Annotated in this window: 19 protein-coding genes and 1 tRNA gene; 5 read left to right on the forward strand and 15 right to left on the reverse strand. The window is 69.1% G+C overall.

Annotated elements, in window-relative coordinates; all coding sequences use genetic code 11:
* Positions 1-461: 461 nt before the first annotated feature.
* Entirely contained in the window at positions 462-725 is a 264-nt protein-coding gene (locus tag RIE08_00970; GenBank protein ID MEQ8716156.1) for a hypothetical protein, read from the reverse strand.
* Entirely contained in the window at positions 722-1,459 is a 738-nt protein-coding gene (locus RIE08_00975) for a RelA/SpoT domain-containing protein (GenBank protein ID MEQ8716157.1), read from the reverse strand. The genes RIE08_00970 and RIE08_00975 overlap by 4 nt, the downstream gene beginning before the upstream one ends.
* Before the next feature lie 504 nt (positions 1,460-1,963).
* Here RIE08_00975 and RIE08_00980 point away from each other — a divergent pair.
* Complete coding sequence (locus tag RIE08_00980; GenBank protein MEQ8716158.1) at positions 1,964-2,194, forward strand: hypothetical protein; 231 nt, start codon at positions 1,964-1,966, stop codon at positions 2,192-2,194.
* Positions 2,195-2,334: 140 nt separating this feature from the next.
* Positions 2,335-2,859 (forward strand): tyrosine-type recombinase/integrase, encoded by a 525-nt coding sequence (locus RIE08_00985; protein MEQ8716159.1) that lies wholly within the window; start codon positions 2,335-2,337, stop codon positions 2,857-2,859.
* On the opposite strand, the gene RIE08_00990 is transcribed toward RIE08_00985, so the two are convergent.
* A tRNA-Gly gene (locus tag RIE08_00990) sits at positions 2,848-2,923 on the reverse strand. The genes RIE08_00985 and RIE08_00990 overlap by 12 nt on opposite strands.
* A 32-nt stretch (positions 2,924-2,955) precedes the next feature.
* A complete protein-coding gene (locus tag RIE08_00995) occupies positions 2,956-3,381 on the reverse strand; it encodes a hypothetical protein (protein MEQ8716160.1) in 426 nt (141 codons plus the stop codon).
* A 23-nt stretch (positions 3,382-3,404) separates the two neighbouring features.
* Between RIE08_00995 and RIE08_01000 the strand changes: the two genes are divergently transcribed.
* Complete coding sequence (locus tag RIE08_01000) at positions 3,405-4,049, forward strand: hypothetical protein (GenBank protein ID MEQ8716161.1); 645 nt, start codon at positions 3,405-3,407, stop codon at positions 4,047-4,049.
* Position 4,050: 1 nt separating this feature from the next.
* Here RIE08_01000 and RIE08_01005 read toward each other — a convergent pair whose 3' ends face one another.
* The 11 genes from RIE08_01005 to RIE08_01055 form a co-directional block, all read right to left on the reverse strand.
* A complete protein-coding gene (locus RIE08_01005) occupies positions 4,051-4,650 on the reverse strand; it encodes a DUF4202 domain-containing protein (GenBank protein MEQ8716162.1) in 600 nt (199 codons plus the stop codon).
* Complete coding sequence (locus RIE08_01010; protein ID MEQ8716163.1) at positions 4,647-4,883, reverse strand: hypothetical protein; 237 nt, start codon at positions 4,881-4,883, stop codon at positions 4,647-4,649. The genes RIE08_01005 and RIE08_01010 overlap by 4 nt, the downstream gene beginning before the upstream one ends.
* 9 nt (positions 4,884-4,892) lie before the next feature.
* Positions 4,893-5,279 carry a hypothetical protein gene (locus RIE08_01015; protein MEQ8716164.1) on the reverse strand — a complete coding sequence of 129 codons (387 nt, stop codon included), beginning with the start codon at positions 5,277-5,279 and terminating at the stop codon, positions 4,893-4,895.
* Positions 5,280-5,308: 29 nt separating this feature from the next.
* Positions 5,309-6,082, reverse strand: coding sequence for a DNA-formamidopyrimidine glycosylase family protein (locus tag RIE08_01020; protein MEQ8716165.1), 774 nt, complete (start codon positions 6,080-6,082; stop codon positions 5,309-5,311).
* A gap of 9 nt (positions 6,083-6,091) precedes the next feature.
* Positions 6,092-7,309, reverse strand: a complete 1,218-nt coding sequence (locus RIE08_01025) for an aminotransferase class I/II-fold pyridoxal phosphate-dependent enzyme (protein MEQ8716166.1) — start codon at positions 7,307-7,309, stop codon at positions 6,092-6,094.
* Positions 7,306-8,529: a homoserine O-acetyltransferase gene (locus RIE08_01030; protein ID MEQ8716167.1), complete on the reverse strand. Its 1,224-nt coding sequence runs from the start codon at positions 8,527-8,529 to the stop codon at positions 7,306-7,308. The genes RIE08_01025 and RIE08_01030 overlap by 4 nt, the downstream gene beginning before the upstream one ends.
* Before the next feature lie 248 nt (positions 8,530-8,777).
* The gene (locus RIE08_01035) at positions 8,778-10,598 is read right to left on the reverse strand and encodes an N-6 DNA methylase (protein ID MEQ8716168.1); all 1,821 of its coding nucleotides are present in this window, start codon (positions 10,596-10,598) and stop codon (positions 8,778-8,780) included.
* Entirely contained in the window at positions 10,571-11,737 is a 1,167-nt protein-coding gene (locus RIE08_01040) for a DEAD/DEAH box helicase (GenBank protein ID MEQ8716169.1), read from the reverse strand. The genes RIE08_01035 and RIE08_01040 overlap by 28 nt, the downstream gene beginning before the upstream one ends.
* 86 nt (positions 11,738-11,823) lie before the next feature.
* Positions 11,824-12,372 carry an adenylate/guanylate cyclase domain-containing protein gene (locus tag RIE08_01045; GenBank protein ID MEQ8716170.1) on the reverse strand — a complete coding sequence of 183 codons (549 nt, stop codon included), beginning with the start codon at positions 12,370-12,372 and terminating at the stop codon, positions 11,824-11,826.
* Positions 12,373-12,398: 26 nt separating this feature from the next.
* Positions 12,399-13,412, reverse strand: a complete 1,014-nt coding sequence (locus RIE08_01050; GenBank protein MEQ8716171.1) for a YihY/virulence factor BrkB family protein — start codon at positions 13,410-13,412, stop codon at positions 12,399-12,401.
* A 27-nt stretch (positions 13,413-13,439) separates the two neighbouring features.
* The gene (locus RIE08_01055; GenBank protein ID MEQ8716172.1) at positions 13,440-14,276 is read right to left on the reverse strand and encodes a L,D-transpeptidase; all 837 of its coding nucleotides are present in this window, start codon (positions 14,274-14,276) and stop codon (positions 13,440-13,442) included.
* Between the two features lie 107 nt (positions 14,277-14,383).
* Between RIE08_01055 and RIE08_01060 the strand changes: the two genes are divergently transcribed.
* Positions 14,384-15,196: an MBL fold metallo-hydrolase gene (locus tag RIE08_01060; protein MEQ8716173.1), complete on the forward strand. Its 813-nt coding sequence runs from the start codon at positions 14,384-14,386 to the stop codon at positions 15,194-15,196.
* A complete protein-coding gene (locus tag RIE08_01065; GenBank protein MEQ8716174.1) occupies positions 15,193-16,152 on the forward strand; it encodes a glucosyl-3-phosphoglycerate synthase in 960 nt (319 codons plus the stop codon). Before RIE08_01060 ends, RIE08_01065 begins: the two co-directional genes overlap by 4 nt.
* The last annotated feature ends 4 nt before the right edge of the window (positions 16,153-16,156 follow it).

Here is a 16,156-nt window from a genome sequence, read left to right on the forward strand (position 1 = left end):
ACCGTCCGGATCGTGCATGCCAGCAGGCCGGCGCCGGCGCGTCGACGAGCCACCAAGCGGCGCAGGAGGCGGCCAGCGACCGCCGCTGACGAGCAACGTCAGAGCGAATTGCGCTGCATGGTCATCGGGCGATCCGAGACCGATTGGACGTGCAGGGGCCGACCAGCGGCAGCCTCGAACGACCCAGATGGACGCGCCTCGGACGCGGAACAGCCGCCCCCGGGAGGGCGGCTGACCTGCAGTTCGCACTGGAGCGGATGACCGGCCTCGAACCGGCGACCCTCACCTTGGCAAGGTTCTCGGGCCCGATCCGCTGACCTGCGGATTCTCCCGAACACCGCTTGTGACCTGCACGTTCGACCAACCGAATACCATCGAATTGTCATTCGACGTTTCGCGACTTCCCGCGGCCTCCGGCGGTCCTCCACCTCTGCGGGGTGGAGGCCGTCCCGCGTTCACTCTCAGCGGGCTGGAAGCTCGAAGATGAACCGCGAGGACGAGGGAGAAACGCCATCGAAGTAGTTGGCGTGGGTACGTCGAATCGTCTCTTCGGAGTCCGATGCGACGAGCACGATCTCGATGTTCGTGATGTCGCGGTAGGAGGCTTCAGCCTTCGCGTACGCAGCCGTGGCTGCGTCTCGATCGTCGAAGTGGTCGAGATCGATCAATCCGCCCTTGGTGTGATCGAAGACGATCAGGTAGTGGATGAGCCGATCTCGAGTCATCTGGAGGTCCCTTCCTGCGATGCCCGATCGGCGATGAGCCATTGCTGGGCTCGCGTTGTAAGCCTAGTGAATTCTGCCATGAAGCTCTCGTCGGGCGTCACTCCCACCTCCTCAAGGGCCATCCCCGCTGCCGCGTGTCTGTAGGCGTCCAGCAACTCGTCAGGGCCAAGTCCACTCTTGAGGTCGATGCCGGTGATTCCGGTGGCAACCTCGATCATGATCGCCCACTCATGCTGGAGCGGGGTCCTGAGCTGTACCTCGATCCGGACCTGGTGATACGAGGTGTGGAGGTGGATTGAGCGGTATCCCGTGTCCTTTGGGTTGGTGACGTAGTCCTTGACCTTGTCGGCCTTGCCGTTCCGCTGGAGGCTGTTGGCCATGTAGCGCTTCTGGACGCGGCGCACCTCGTCCAGACTCTCGAGCACGGCTCGGGCGCCCGCAATGTCTTGCATTCTGGCGAGGTCCATCCGTGGATAGCGACGCAGCTTGTCGATGATTGTGTTCATTCGCTTGAGGCGCTGGGTAGCTCGGCGGGTGTTGCAGCCCTCGGTCTTCATCACAGACCGAAGTCCCATGTTCGCGGTCGTCAAGGGGATGGTGTGTGATGCGCGGTACCAGTCCACGACCTCGTAGGCAGCGAGGATCTCTTCCGGCGTGGGCGTCCCTCCAGTCCGCCCAGCCAGCAGGTCGCCTGCGCGGTTGATCGCTGACTTGCTGTGGCCGTTTCCGCTCACGGCGCTCGAAGGTAGTCGCAGAGCTCACGCGACGCCGCGAAGGTCCCAGTTCACAGTGTGAACGCTCAACACAAGCCGGTCGGCGATCCCCTCCACGTCAAGCCCATCAGGCGCCGCTGCGCCGCCCGTCTCCTGATCCGGTTCCGGTCCTTCTCGGACAGCCCAGCCCACACCCCCGCCAACTCTGGGCCCTGGTCGAGCGCCCACACACGGCACGCGACGACGACCGGGCAGCCTGCGCAGACGATCCGGGCTTCGTCAGGCCGATGGCCCCGCGGCGGAAACCACGACCCCGTCCTCCGACCCCGACACGACGCCCCGTCATGCCACGCCGGCCGCGCCAACATCTCGGTGAGCGTCTCCGACTCGAGGTCGCCCGGCGACGACCTCATCAACACCTCGAGCAGATCGAGCCGCATCAACCCCCGCTTCTAACGGTCTCCGATATATCAGAAAGCGGATGTGCAGCCTGACCCCGGGCTGGGTCCCGCTACCTTCCGTTGGGTGAAAGTCCGCTCAGACCTGTGGGCTACCGGCGCCGTCCCACCGGAACCCGGGTGGAGCATCCCTGTGGACTCAGGAGCGATATGGCCGCTCATGTTCCTGGTCTTTCCAGCGTCCTTCGTGCTGCTACTGGCCATAGGCAACCCGTCGCTGCGTCGTAGGTGGGTTCTGAGCACCGCCGGACTCACCCTTCTCGCCGGTGCGGCCCTGGCACTCGTCATAGCGAACTAGCAGAGCGGCAGAGCCTGCCCCTCACACCGTCTACGCATCAACCCCCGAGCTTCCCGGCGATCAGCAAATAGATTGACTGACCCCGGACGAGTCAACCGCCCCTAGGCCGTCAGGGATCTGACCGGCCCCTCCCCGACTGCATGATTATGCAAGCCCGCCGGCACCCGAGTCTGATCACGCAGAGCCCGAAGTCGGGCAAGGCCCGGTCTGTCGCGCTCCCCCGGTTCCTCTCGGAGATACTCGGCGTGCACGTCGGTGCCTACTCGGCCGGCGGGTACGTGTTCACGTCGGCCGAGGGCCTGCCGTTGCGCAGGTCGAACTGGTACCGGCGCCACTTCCAGCCCGCGACAGCGCGGGCCGACATCGGGGAGCGTCTGCGGTTCCATGACCTGCGCCACACGGCCGCCGCGCTCGCGATCGCGCGGGGTGCGCATCCGAAGCCGATCCAGGAGCGTCTCGGCCATTCAACGATCAGGCTCACGTTCGACCGGTGCGGGCACCTGTTCCCGGGGCTCGACGAGACGCTGCGCGACGGGCTCGATGCGGCCTACCTCGGATCTCCCGCGGCTTCACCGCGGCCTGAGCGCGGCCAGGTGGTCGCGCTGGACGCGGAACAGCCGCCCCCGGGAGGGCGGCTGACCTGCAGTTCGCACTGGAGCGGATGACCGGCCTCGAACCGGCGACCCTCACCTTGGCAAGGTGATGCTCTACCAACTGAGCTACATCCGCAGGATCTGCGAGTGTAGCAAGCGACGATTCGATTACTGCCCTGCCGATGCCGCCTTCGCGCGCACCGTCGCGGCCAGCGCCTGAGCCAGTTCGCGGTCTCGAATCTGGTCGATCGTGACCGTTACGTCACCCGTGGCGATCACCAGCGCTGCCGAACGTTCGTCCTGCCAGCCGGTCACGGTGGTGGTCGCGTCGATGGGCATCGCCATCACTTCGGGCTCCCACTCGCGGTCGTTGGCGAACACGATGCGATCTGCGACGAGAACGGCGACGCCACCGTGACCGAGGTACCTGCACTGCACCGCGACCTCGACCATCTCCCCTTCGGCGAGCTCGCCGGCGACGACCGCGAAGGCAGTTCGGCCGGCGCGGCGGGTGAGCATGGAAAGTCGCGCGACCGCAGAGCCGATCCCGTGGGGATCCGGATGGGTGCCCGAGACGGCCGCGGCCGAAGGCATGGCCGGCTCGGCCGGCGCAGGTGGTGGCGGCGCAGCACCCGGTGGCGCAGGCGGAGGCGGCGACGCAGCACCCGGTGGCGCAGGCGGAGGCGGCGACGCAGCACCCGGTGGCGCAGGCGGAGGCGGCGACGCAGCACCAGGAGGCGCAGGCGGAGGCGGCGACGCAGCACCCGGAGGAGGCGGAGGTGCCGCACCATCCGGCGCAGGCGGCGGCGGAGATGCAGCACCCGGAGGAGGCGGAGGTGCCGCACCAGGCGGAGGCGGAGGTGCAGCAGAGGCGGCCGGCGCAGGTGGTGGCGGCGCAGCGCCAGGTGGCGCAGGCGGAGGCGGCGGCGGTGCGGCGGCCTCAGGCGGAGCAGGCGGAGCAGGCGGAGGCGGAGGCGCGGCAGCCTCAGGCGGAGCAGGCGGAGGCGGAGGCGGAGGCGACGCGGCCTCAGGAGGCGCAGGCGGAGGCGGCGGCGGAGCAGCGGCCACTGGAGGCGCAGGCGGCGGAGGCGCGGCAGCCTCAGGCGGTGGAGGCGGCGGAACAGCAGCCTCGGAAGGTGGTGGAGGCGGAGGCGGAGGGGGTGGCGGCGGCGCGGCGTCGGGCGAGTTCTTCTCGGTTTCGTCGTTGTCGTCGGCCACCGGTGCCTCGTTCTCGTCTCGTGGACCTGCAGACCTCAGGCTAGATCACGCAATGCTCGCGACGGCCCGATCCAGCACGGCCCGCTCGGTCGGCGTGTAATCGAGTGCGTTCGCATGGGCGATCCCGTCGGCGCTCATCTTGGCGAGGGTCTTGGCGACGATCTCGACCACCTTGTCCTCGCCGTGGTCCGCTATCAGCTTCTCGAACTGGGTCGACAGGAACACGAGGCACAGCGCGTCCTCGTGGGTCTGCACCGCAGGATCACCCTTGATGTCCCGCTTGCGCACGATCTGGGTGACCCGGTCGATCGGTTCCGGGCCGAAACCCTCATCGGCCATGATCGCCGTCACCTCGGCGGCGTGGCGTCGTGACAACTCGGTCCGCCACTTCAGGTAGCCCGCTCTTCCCTCCGGGTACTCCGAACGGGGCAGCGCCCAACGGCGTAGGTGGTGGGCCCGGGCGGCGATTCTCTGTTCGGTCCCGGCCTCGGGATCGAGCCGCAGCAACCACTCGGTCATCATCTCCGCATGGACGAGTTCCTTGGGGCGCTCGACACCGTCGACCGTCAGCGTGTTGGGGTCAGCGGCGTTGATCTCGTCGACGCGGCGCAACACCGCGGCCAGCGCCGATCCGTCGCTCTTCACCCCTCCGACTGCTCCTCGGCGGGCCGCAGGTCGGTGCGCAGTACGAGGTGTCCGTCCTCGAGCGTCGCAGTGGCGTCTGCAATCAGGGCGTAGTCCATGTAGTCCAGCTGGGCCTGACGGATGAACTGCTCCCGCTCCCGCCCCCCGATGGGAGGCAGGTCCCGTTGTTTCACGGCCTTGGCCCGCTGCTTGAAGCGTTCGATCATCGCGTCGAGGTCGAGTCCTTCATCCATCACTCCAAGCTACCGGTCGGCCGACTCGTCTTCGAAGGCGTCGTCCTCGACGTCGGCATCGGGACCGGATTCGGCGCCATCGTCATCCTCCGGTGCCTCCACCTCGACCTCGTGACCCTCCATCACGAAGCGGGCCCGCGCCTCACGACCCGTGTAGCGCCAGTACGCGACGACCATCGCCGCTCCGACCACAGCCACCGCTACCAGCCCGATCTGCGCCACCCTCAACTCACCGGCCGTGCTGTCGGGGCCCCCGCCCTCCACCGTCGGCTCGGCAGTGGGCCGCGGGAACGTCGACGGGGTTTCGCTGTTCTGCGCTGCGACGCTCCCCGCCGACCCGAACACCACGGCGACGACGAAGAACACCACCGCACAAGCCCTCACGACCCGATTCACCTGCGCAACCCTAGGGCGGGTGACACCCTTCAATGCTGGTGCTCCGGACACCACACGGCGGTCCGACCGCCGATCGTCTCGCGCCGCAGCGCCCCGCCGTCCCGCGGGCAGGGACCCGAGAGGTCCCGAACGGGCTGAAGCGCCCCCATGTGCGACCCTCCCGCCGCGAAGAGTTCGTCGAGAGCCTGCGGAATGACCCGGTCCAGTAGCGCGACCTCGTCCGCGCTGAGCGACCGTGCTGCACGGTTGGGCGCTATCCCGGCCCGCCAGAGGATCTCGTCGGCCAGGAGGTTGCCGAGCCCGGCGATCCGGCGCTGATCCATGAGACGGGTCTTCACTGCGACGTCGCTGTCGAGCGCCGCGGCGAGAGCGTCGGCGTCCAGCGTCCACGCATCGGGTCCCAGTCGACTGACGTCGGGATCGATCTCCACCGAGCCGAGGCGGCGCGGGTCGTTCACCCGGGCTACTCCCCCGTCGGCCAGCGTGACGACGAGGCGGTCCCAGGCGGGATCGTCACGACCGCTCGAGTACTCGAGCCTGTCGATCGGTCCGGCCCCGTCGACGACGAGTCGCCCCGTCATCCCGAAGCGCACCCCCAGCGTCGGCCGCGGGTCGAGCCCGACCAGCATCAACTTGCCGATGCGGTCCACGCCGCTCACGGTGGCACCCACCATCACATCACGCACCTCGGCCGGGCCCGCACCGCTTACCCAACCATCGTCCACCTCGACCGACGCCACCGTCCGACCGACCAGCGTCTCCGCCGCCTGACGGTAGTACTCGATCTCGAGGATCTCGGGCACGGGCCGCAGTCAGGCCCCGATGGCGAGAGCGGACGCGAAGTCCTCGATCAGGTCCTCGACGTGTTCGAGGCCGACCGAGACCCGGATGGTCCCCTCGCCGATCTGTGAAGCCGCCATCTCCTCGGGCGTCAGTCCCACGTGGGTGGTCGAAGCCGGGTGGGTGACGAGTGTCTCGGGGCCGCCGAGCGACGTCGCCAACTGGGCGATACGTGTGCCCTCGACGAAGCGGCACCCCGCCTCGAGCCCGCCGAGGAGGTCGAATGTGATGAGACCACCGGGGAGGCGCATCTGTCGCTGGGCGATCTCGTAACCCGGATGCGAAGGGAGCCCCGGGTAGCACACGGCGCCGACCGCATCGTGGCCGACGAGGAACTCGACCAGACGCTGCGCGCTCGCGGCCTGTCGTTCGAGACGCACGGAGAGGGTGCGCAGCCCCCGCAGGCCGTTCATCGCATCGAAGGGGCCAGCGTTCGCCCCGTGGAGCACCGCGTAGCCCCACAACCACGACAACAGCTCCGACGAACCCGACACGACCCCGAGAGTGGCGTCGTTGTGCCCGCCGATGGCCTTTGTCGCCGAGTGCAGCGAGAGCTCGATGCCGTGATCGAGCGGCCGTTGGACGATCGGCGGCGCGAAGGTCGAGTCCACCACCTTGACCGGGCCGCGGATCTCGCCGAGTTCGTCGAGGTCGACGATGTCGAGACGAGGGTTCGCCGGCGTCTCGGCGAAGATCAGCATCGTCTTCCCAGGCCGCACCGCGGCGGCGAACGCCCCCGGCTCGGTGGCGTCCACGAAGGTCACGTCGATCCCGAAACGTGGGCAGGCCGCCTGGAACAGCATCTGCGTGCCCGAGTACAGCTGTCGTTGGGTGACGATGTGGTCGCCGGTCGAGCACAACCCGAAGACGACCGAGCTGATGGCGCCCATCCCCGACGAGAACGCACGGGCCGCCTCGGCCCCCTCCAACTCCGCAATGGCGTCCTCGAACGCCTTCACCGTCGGGTTGCCGTAGCGGCTGTAGAAGCGGGGTTCGGCCACCGACGTGGCCATCCGGCGGCCCTCGGCAACCGATGGCGTCACGAACGTCGTCGTCGGGTACAGCGACGGGGCGAGTGACGTGTCGCCCTCGGCGCGGCCCGCGCGGATCGCAGTCGTCTCCGGGTGCAGCGGCCGCGGTTCACCCGCTGTGTCGGGGTCGGGCGCCGGAGCGTCTTCGTCGTGGCTCATCGGTTCTCCACTCTCTCGAGCTGATCCCTCACCGCGGCACCGACGGCATCGGTCTCGAGGAGGAAGCCGTCATGGCCATGGGGGCTGTCGATCACCGCGAAGGTGCTGGAACCACCGGCGGCCGACACCGCGTCGTGGATGTCGGACTGCTGGTGCGGCGGGTACAGCGTGTCCGAGGAGATCGCGACGGTCAGGACGTCGGCGCTGATGCGGGCGACCGCCCGCGCCAGGCCGCCACGACCCCGGCCGAGGTCGTGGAGGTCCATCGCCCGGTTGAGGACGAGGTACGAGTTGGCGTCGAATCGGCGCACCAGCTTCTCGCCGTGGTAGTCCAGGTAGCTCTCGACCTGGAAGCTGTCCCACAGCCCGTACAGATGGGACGGATCCACCACATCGCGGCCGAAACGGTCGCTGAAGACCTCGTCGCTGCGATAGGTGATCTGGGCGACGGCACGGGCGATGGCGAGGCCACGCGCCGGCCCCTCCCCCGGTGCGGCGTCGTAGTACTCGCCGCCGCGCCATCCGGGGTCGAGCGCGATGGCCGACCGGCCGACCGCACTCCAGCCGATCTGCCAGGGGCTCGCCGCGAGGGTCGAGGCCAACGGGGCGATCGCGGCCACCCTGTCGGGGAACATCACCGCCCACTCCAGCACCTGCATCCCGCCCATCGACCCGCCGATGGCGAGCTTCCAGCGCTGGACTCCCAGATCATCGGCCACGCGTGCCTGGGTCCGCACCATGTCGCGGATCGTGACCGGCGGGAACCTGGACGCATAGGGCCGTCCGGTCTCAGGGTCGGGGGTCGCGGGGCCGACCGTTCCCTGACAACCGCCCAGGACGTTCACACAGACGACGAAGAAGCGATCCGTGTCGAGCACCCGCCCCGGGCCGACGAGATCCCGCCACCATCCCGGCGTCGGGTGCCCGTGACCGAGATCGCCGGTCACGTGGGAGTCTCCGGTCAGGGCGTGACAGACGAGTACGGCGTTGTCCGCAGTTGCCGAGAGGGTCCCCCACGTCTCGTAGGCGACCGGGGCTTCCCGCAACACCCCTCCGCCCTCGAGTCCGAAGGCCCTGTCCACGCCGACCTGTACGAATCGACGGTTCCCCACCGGATGACCGGGCAACCAGGCGCCGGTCGCCGGCAGGTCCGAGGCGAGACGGGGCGCGGGGCGGCCTGCACCGGCGCTACGTGCTGTGTCGGATCGGTCGTGCGTCACGATTGCCCCTCGGGGGCGGACGACACCTCTCGTCGAGCGGGCACCGGTCGCTTCTCGGCGCCCGGACACTTCGTTGCCACCGACCGGAGTCGGGGCCACATCCCCGCTCGCACGGGAGGCACCTTGGGTGTCCGCCCCAGGTTGCCGGACCCGGTTCGGCCGCAGGGCGACCCACCGGGACTCTCCAGATGTCGGGTGAACTGTAGCCGGGGGCGGCCCGCGGGGACACGGCGGACTCCCCGACCCGGTCAGCGCACCGGCAGGCGCTGCGTCCACCAGTGTGCAACGTCCCCGTCGCAGCGGTAAGCCGCGGCCATAGCCGCCGCGAACGCAGCGAGGTCCCCGGGCGTCGGCCCGGCGCCGGCTTCGATGGCGGCGAGCACCGCGGCCCCGTCGGCCCACGCGTCAGCGTCACCGGGCAGCGGTACGGAACGGACGAGCGACGCGGAGACACGCACTGCGTCACCGGACAGCCCCGAACCCGCCGCACGGGCGAAGGACCAGGCCGTGACAGCCGGGGCGCCCAGCGCGGCCGCCAGGTGCCAGACGTCGACGTCTGTCGCCACCGCGGACACGACGGGCGTCGTGGCGGCCCACGTGCCCTCGGCGTCGACGGCCACCTCGATGACCTTCGTCTGGCTGGCGACGCACACCTTCGGTGCCAGGGTCGCCGAGTACCAGGCCGACAGCCGCGGGTCGCGATCGGCCAGATCGTCGAGGTCCACCACCGGCTGTCGCCAGCGACGCCGTGCGAATCGGAACTCCTCGAGTCCCCACCGCAGCCTGAACGGGTCGATCATGCCCACCGTGACCAGCGACGCCATCGACCGGTCCGTGACGACCCCCGCGCCGTCACCACCGACCTCGGAAGCTTCCCGGACGGACTCGATCAGCCCGTAGTACTGGTCACGGAACCCCGCCACGACCTCGGCGACATCACCGACGGTTGCCTCCGATGCCGTCAGGCGTACCGAAGGCACCCCCCGCATCCCGGCGAGTACGCCGCTCCACGTCGGCTCGTCGAGAAGTTCGGGGGCGATCTCCCCGGCCGGTCGCACATCAGGCCCCGCCAGTCGCTGCACCGGGCGCTCCGCCCCGTCGCGTACGGCAATGACCGCACATGTGCCGACCGCCGCCGCGAACGACTCCCTGCCTCCCGCCCAGACGGCACTCACCGCGGTGACGCTCCGCAGGCGCCGCCTCACCGGCTCTGCGTCCCGGGTGGCGAAGAAGGACTCGGGGACGATCATCGCGATCCCCCCGCCGACGTCCACCTGCTCCACGGCATGCGCGACGAAGGCCGCCGCCGTGTCCGCGTAGCCGCCCACGGCCCCGGCGAAGCGACCAGACAACGCACGGCGTTCCTGCTCGCTGCGCGCCGTCGTCGAGGAGAGCTGCGAGAGGAACGGCGGGTTTCCGACGACAGCGTCGAAGGGGGCCTCCGCAGCGAAGGTCCCCGGAGACAGACCGTCGCCGATCCGCAGATTCGACGACGCCGTTGCGGGCACACAGCCTCCGGCACTCAGAGCCCATGCAGCGAGCACCCAGCGGGCCAGCGACAGCGACGTGTCGTCCACGTCGCAGCCGAACAACAGGTCGCCGACGATCCGGTCGGGTTCCACGCCGGCCTCGGCGAGGACGGTCGCAGCGGCGAGAAGGAAGGCTCCGGCACCGACGGAGTGGTCTACGACACGCGGCGGGTCGGCGCGGTCGACGTGGGCGAAGAGCACCCGACACAGACCGATTCCCACCTCGGGCGGCGTCGCATGGACGCCGCGGCCGTGACGCACCTCCCCCGGTAATGACGCTTCGTGGGCGGCGACGACCAGCCACGGCACCTGCGAGGGGATCACGTCGACGACATGGGGCGCGACCAGGTCGAAGATTTCGTCATCGACCTCCGCTGCGAATGGCGCCCCCACTTCAGGGACGCCCAGGGACAGCTCCGCCAGGGCGACACAAAGGCCGTTCAGCAGTGCGGGCGCAGCGCCCGCGGCGTCGTGAGCTGGAAGCTCCGCGAGTAGTCCGCGGAGCGGATCGCTCAGGTGACCGAGTCCCGACCGTCCCACGCGACCAGATCCTTCAGTCGCTCGTCGTTGGAGAACATCTCGACGAGCGGCAGATCCAGGCCGAGACGGGACTGGAGCCGCTTCACGTCGAGCTCCTCGTTCCACAGGACCAGCGTCACCGCGACGCCGGTGTCGCCGGCGCGGGCCGTGCGGCCCGAACGGTGCAGGTACGACTTGTGGTCGTCAGGTGGGTCGTAGTGGATGACCGTCTCGACGTCGTCCACGTGGATCCCGCGGGCGGCGACGTCAGTGGCCACCAGCACGGGGAGATCGCCCTTCGTGAACTTGTTCAGCACCTTCTCGCGGGCCGTCTGGCGAAGATCGCCGTGGATGGCCTGCGCGTCGACACCGAGTGCGCTGATCCGCTCGGCGACCTTGTCGCAGCGGAACTTCGTGCGGACGAAGATGATCGTGCGCTTGGAGGCACGGGCGATCTCCGCGGCCACCTTCACCTTGTCCATCTCGTGGACGGTGATGAAACGGTGGTGCAGCTGCTCCACCGTCGGCGCCGAGGCGTCGAGCTCGTGCATCGCAGGGTCGGTCTGATAGCGGCGGATCAGGCCGCTCACGACGCCGTCGAGCGTGGCCGAGAACAACAGGGTCTGGTGGCGGCCGTCGATCTGGCGCAACAGCCACTCGACCTGGGGCAGGAAGCCCATGTCGGCCATGCGGTCGGCCTCGTCCACGACGACCTTGTCGACCGCTGCGAGCGAGACCTCCTTGCGTTCCACGAGGTCGATCAGGCGACCCGGGGTGGCGACGACGATGGACGCCGACTTGGCCAGGGCCGTGATCTGGTCCTCCATGCTGGCGCCGCCGTAGATGGCGACGACGGTGAGGTCACGCGTGGCAGCCAGGGGCTTCAGCTCGCCGTACACCTGCAGGGCGAGCTCACGGGTGGGCACCAGGACGATGCCGGTCGGGCGGCGCGCCTCGGCAGGGGTGGCGCGTTGAACGAGGGGTATCCCGAATGCGAGCGTCTTACCCGAGCCGGTCTTCGCCCGGCCACATACGTCCCGACCGGCCAGCGAGTCGGGGATCGTCATGCGCTGGATCGGAAACGGTGTCGCGATGCCCTTTGCTTCGAGGGCATCCGCGATCGTGGTGTCGACGCCGAGATCGCGGAAGGAATCAGTCACGGTCCTTCGATCGGTCTGGCGGATGCTTACCGGCGCCATTGGCGCCAGGAACGATCCTACCGCCGCGGTCGACGCGAACCGTGGCGTCAGGGTGCGTCGCCGGACACTCCCGCCACGCCGGACCCCAGGTGGAGCCGATACACCCGCACAGGCGTCGCCAGGCCCTCGACGGGGACCAGTCCGAGCGGATCACACGTCACGACCCCACACGCCACGTCCGAGGTGCGCTGATCGCTCACCACCTCGCCCGGGCCCGCCACGTCGGCCAGGCGGGCGGCGAGATTCACGGCATCGCCGATGTAGTCGTCGCCCTCGAACAAGATGACAGGACCCGTGGCGATACCTCCGCGCAGGGGAAGGGGACTCGACCGGTTCACGAACTCCGCCACCTCGAGGGCGGTCAGCGCCACCCGGTCTGCCTCGGATCCCACGAGCATCGCTCCGTCGCCGAGCCACTTGGCGATCCGGACACTGCGGCGGGCCGCCGACTCCCGCACGCACCGCCGGAACAACGCCAGCAGCATCACCGCCCGTTCGTCACCCTCGATAGAGGTGAACCGGGTGAACCCGGAGAGGTCGATGAAGGCGAACGTCCGCTCGACCCGGCCCAGGTAGGCCTCCACCTCGTTGTCCACCCGTGTCGCCCTGTCGCCGCGTCTCTTCAGGAAACGCTAGTTCGGCGCGACGCCCTGCGCCGCCACCACGCTCGGATCATGGCGATCCGCTCCGACGCCGGGACGGACCGCGATCCCGCGATCCGGACGTCGTGACGATCCGCGAGAACCTGGTTCAGTTCCGCACCCAGGATCAGTCCGAGCGACAGGACGTAGACCCACAACAACAACAGGAGGACGCCACCGACTACGCCGTAGATGGCGTTGCCGCCGCTCGAACTGACCTGGACGTAGAACCCGAAGCCGACCGACGACGCCAGCCAGAACAGTGCCGCGAGGGCAGCTCCCGGCAGGTCCCACCGCCAGGGGGTGTGGTGCAGAGGTCCGATGTGGTAGATCGTCGCCGCCCAGCCGATGAGAACGACGAACGCGAGCGGCGCGCGTGCCCAGTCCCACGCCAGCGCGAACCAACTACCCAGGCCGAGGTCGTCCGCGAGGTCGGACCCTGCGCCGAACAGCGGACCCACCACGAGCATCGTCAGGACAGCGGCGCCGATGATGAGTGTCCCGAACGCGAGCACGAAGCCCGTGACGCGTTCGTGGGTCCACGACCGGTACGCCTCGATGTCGTAGGCGATGTCGAGCGCCCGCACGATGGCCGCGAAACCCCGCGACGCCGTGAAGACCGCCAGCAGGAGTCCGATGGTCAGAACCCCGGTGCTCGTGCCCGAGAAGATGTCCTCGGTGGCGTTGATGATGCCGTTGGAGTCGCTGCCGAGGACGTCACGCAACTCCGTGACGATGCGGTCCTCAGCACGCATGGCGAGGTCGTCGCCGAGGAACGTCTCGAGGGAACCGAGGACCGAACCGACCACCAGAAGTGCCGGGAAGATCGACAGGACGACCCAGAACGCGATCTCGGCCGCGACGCCCGTCGCGCGATCGTCTTTCCATTCGCGGGCGACCTCTCGGCCGACCTCGAAGATGTTCTTCCCGGTTCGTCGCGCCCAGACGACGCTCTCGCGGCGGTTCACACCACCGAGGATGTCATCCGATGACACGCCGCCGGGTCACCCCGCCGGGACGGATCAGGCGACGATGTCGACGCGGGTACCGACGGGCACGTTCTCCGCGATGAGGTCGATGATCTCGTTGGGGAGACGCACGCATCCCGACGAGAGTCGCTGACCGACGAGGTCGGGGGCGTTGGTCCCGTGCAGGGCGATCTTCGGCACACCACCGTCGAACCACTCGAGGGTGTCGGAGAATGCCGCGAGACTCACGATCCAGGTGCCGTAGGCGGAACCGAACGCCCCGTTGGCGTTGGAGATCTTCTCGTCGATGTAGGTGGTGACGACCGGCGTGGGCCGCTCGGGACGGCCCACCACGGCGAGCGACTCGGTGACGATGTCGTCGCCCTCGTAGACGACGACGCTGGTCTCGGTCACGTTGACCTCGACACGGAAATTGTTGGTCTCCCAGCTGAAGCCCTCGGTGTTCACCCAGCCGAGCGTGTTGTTGGGACGGGTGGGTAGGAGCACCTGCACCCACTCGTCGCCCTCCTCGCCGTCGACCACCCGGAAGGCGAGCTGGTTGCCGAAGTACGTGGGGTTGGTCATGGCGAGATCCGTCGGGACGGGATCGCCGCCGACCTCGTCGTAGGCGGTCACCTGCCGGACCGAACCCGTGGCGAAGATGACGTTGTTGAGGGTCTCCTCGGGTTCTTCGGTGGGTTCCTCGGTGGCGTCTTCGGTCGGTTCCTCGGTGGCCGTCGGCGTCGGCGTCGAGTCGGCCACGACCTCGGTCGGCGATTCCGTCGGCGACGGGTCGGCGACGAGTTCGGGCTCGCTTCCGCCGCTGCAGGCGGCAGCCAACAGCAGGATCACTGCGAACAGGGCCATCACACGCTTACGCATTCGCACCATGGGGCCAGATGTTAGAGGGCCCTGCGGGACAAACGGTGTCGCACCGGACAGATTTCGTCGGCCGGACGGACTGTGGTAATGCCCCGCGAATCGGTCATGCTGGGTGGGTGTCATCTCTGACCCAGCTCGCCACCGGCGTGTACGCGTGGATTGCGGAGGGCGGAGCAGGTGCCCCCAACGCCGGCGTGGTCGTCGACGAGGACGGGTTGACCATCGTCGACACGCTCCTGTCGCCCGCGCAGGCGGTCGAGTTCGCCACGGCGTGCGCGGCCCTCGAGCGGCCGATCCGACGGGTCGTGCTGACGAGCAGCCACATCGCCCACGTCGGCGGGACTTCGGCGTTTCCGCTGCCTGCCATCTACGGGAGCGAACAGATCAGCGCCCACCTGGATCAGCCACCCAACGTCGAGGGTTGCCAGGCGCTGTACCCCGCGCATGCCGCCGAGCTCACCGGGATCGAGACGCGTCCAGTCACCCATCTCGTCACGGAAGCCGCGTGGATCACACCGAGCGCCGTCGCGGCACCGCTGCACGCCCAGTCGGCCCAGAACCTCATCGTGCAGGTGCCCGACGCCCGGGTGGTGTTCGCCGGAGCCGTTGCGACGTTCGCCTCGACGCCGTTGATGCACGATGCGGACCCGGCCGCCTGGCTCGCTTCGCTGGACCAGATCCTCGAATGGGGAACCACCATCGTGCCCGGTCACGGCCCGGTCGGCGGCGAGCCCGAGGTTCGGACACTGCAGGGGTATCTGCGTGCCTGCGTCGAGGCCGACGGTGATCCGGGCGCGATCGCGTCCGGCCCGTGGGACTCGTGGCCCGATCGCCACTACGACGCCGTCAACGTCGAACGCGCTGCACTGTTGCGTGACGGCGACCATTCCCCACCCCCGTCGTTCCTGCGCCTGTTGGGGATCCGATGACGTCTGCGGACAACGAACTGCCAGGAGTCCCCGACGACGGCATCCGCGTCGTCCCCGTCGACGCCGTGACCACCGAGATCGTCGCCGCGGCCAAGGGCGCCATGACGGTGGCGGTGTGCCTCCCCGCCCGCGACGAGGCGTCGACCATCGGGGCGATCTGCGAGGAGATCCGTAGTTCGCTCATGTCCCCGGCCGCCACGATCGTCGACGAGCTCGTCGTCATCGACGACCAGTCGTCGGACTCGACCGCGGCCGTGGCCGCCGATGCGGGGGCGCGCGTCGTGTCGGTCTCCGACGTCCTCGCAGGTGAAGGCCCGGGGCGCGGCAAGGGAAACGTCCTGTGGAAGAGCGTGGCGGCAACCGACGCGGACCTGATCGTGTTCTGTGACGCGGACCTGCACTCGTTCGGCCCGCACTACATCACCCGCCTCGTGGGCCCTCTCGTGCTCGACGAATCCGTCCAGTTGGTGAAGGGCTTCTACGAGCGACTCCTCGGTGGACAGCCGGGCGAGGGCGGCCGCACGACCGAACTCGTCGCCCGACCAACGTTGTCGCTGATGTTCCCCCGTCTGGCGACGGTGCAGCAGCCGCTCGGCGGTGAGTATGCGCTGCGGCGCACCGCCGCTGAACGCCTGCCGTTCGTCGAGGGATACGGGGTGGACATCGCGTTGCTGATCGACACCGATCGGCGCTGGGGAACCGGAGCGATCGTGCAGGTCGACCTCGGCGAGCGCGCCCACCGCAACCGGCCGCTGCACGAACTGTCGGTCCAGGCCGCCGAGATCCTCCACACGGTTCTGGCGCGGGCGGGCGTCGTCGACGAGCCGGGCTGGTCACGGGTGCTGATCCGACCAGGGCGGACGCCCGTCGAGATCGACGTCAGCGAGCGCCGGCCGCTGCTCGACGTCGATGAGTACGTTGCGGGTCGCCCCAGTGCCGCCGGCTCACGGCCCTGAGCGG

This window comes from Acidimicrobiales bacterium (genome assembly GCA_040219085.1).
Taxonomy (GTDB): Bacteria; Actinomycetota; Acidimicrobiia; order Acidimicrobiales; family JAVJTC01; genus JAVJTC01.

Coding starts and splice junctions, on each gene's coding strand:
- RIE08_00970 (MEQ8716156.1), bottom strand. CDS start 725: ATGACTCGAGATCGGCTCATCCACTACCTGATCGTCTTCGATCACACC.
- RIE08_00985 (MEQ8716159.1), top strand. CDS start 2,335: ATGATTATGCAAGCCCGCCGGCACCCGAGTCTGATCACGCAGAGCCCG.
- RIE08_00995 (MEQ8716160.1), bottom strand. CDS start 3,381: ATGCCTTCGGCCGCGGCCGTCTCGGGCACCCATCCGGATCCCCACGGG.
- RIE08_01010 (MEQ8716163.1), bottom strand. CDS start 4,883: ATGGATGAAGGACTCGACCTCGACGCGATGATCGAACGCTTCAAGCAG.
- RIE08_01025 (MEQ8716166.1), bottom strand. CDS start 7,309: ATGAGCCACGACGAAGACGCTCCGGCGCCCGACCCCGACACAGCGGGT.
- RIE08_01055 (MEQ8716172.1), bottom strand. CDS start 14,276: ATGGTGCGAATGCGTAAGCGTGTGATGGCCCTGTTCGCAGTGATCCTG.
- RIE08_01065 (MEQ8716174.1), top strand. CDS start 15,193: ATGACGTCTGCGGACAACGAACTGCCAGGAGTCCCCGACGACGGCATC.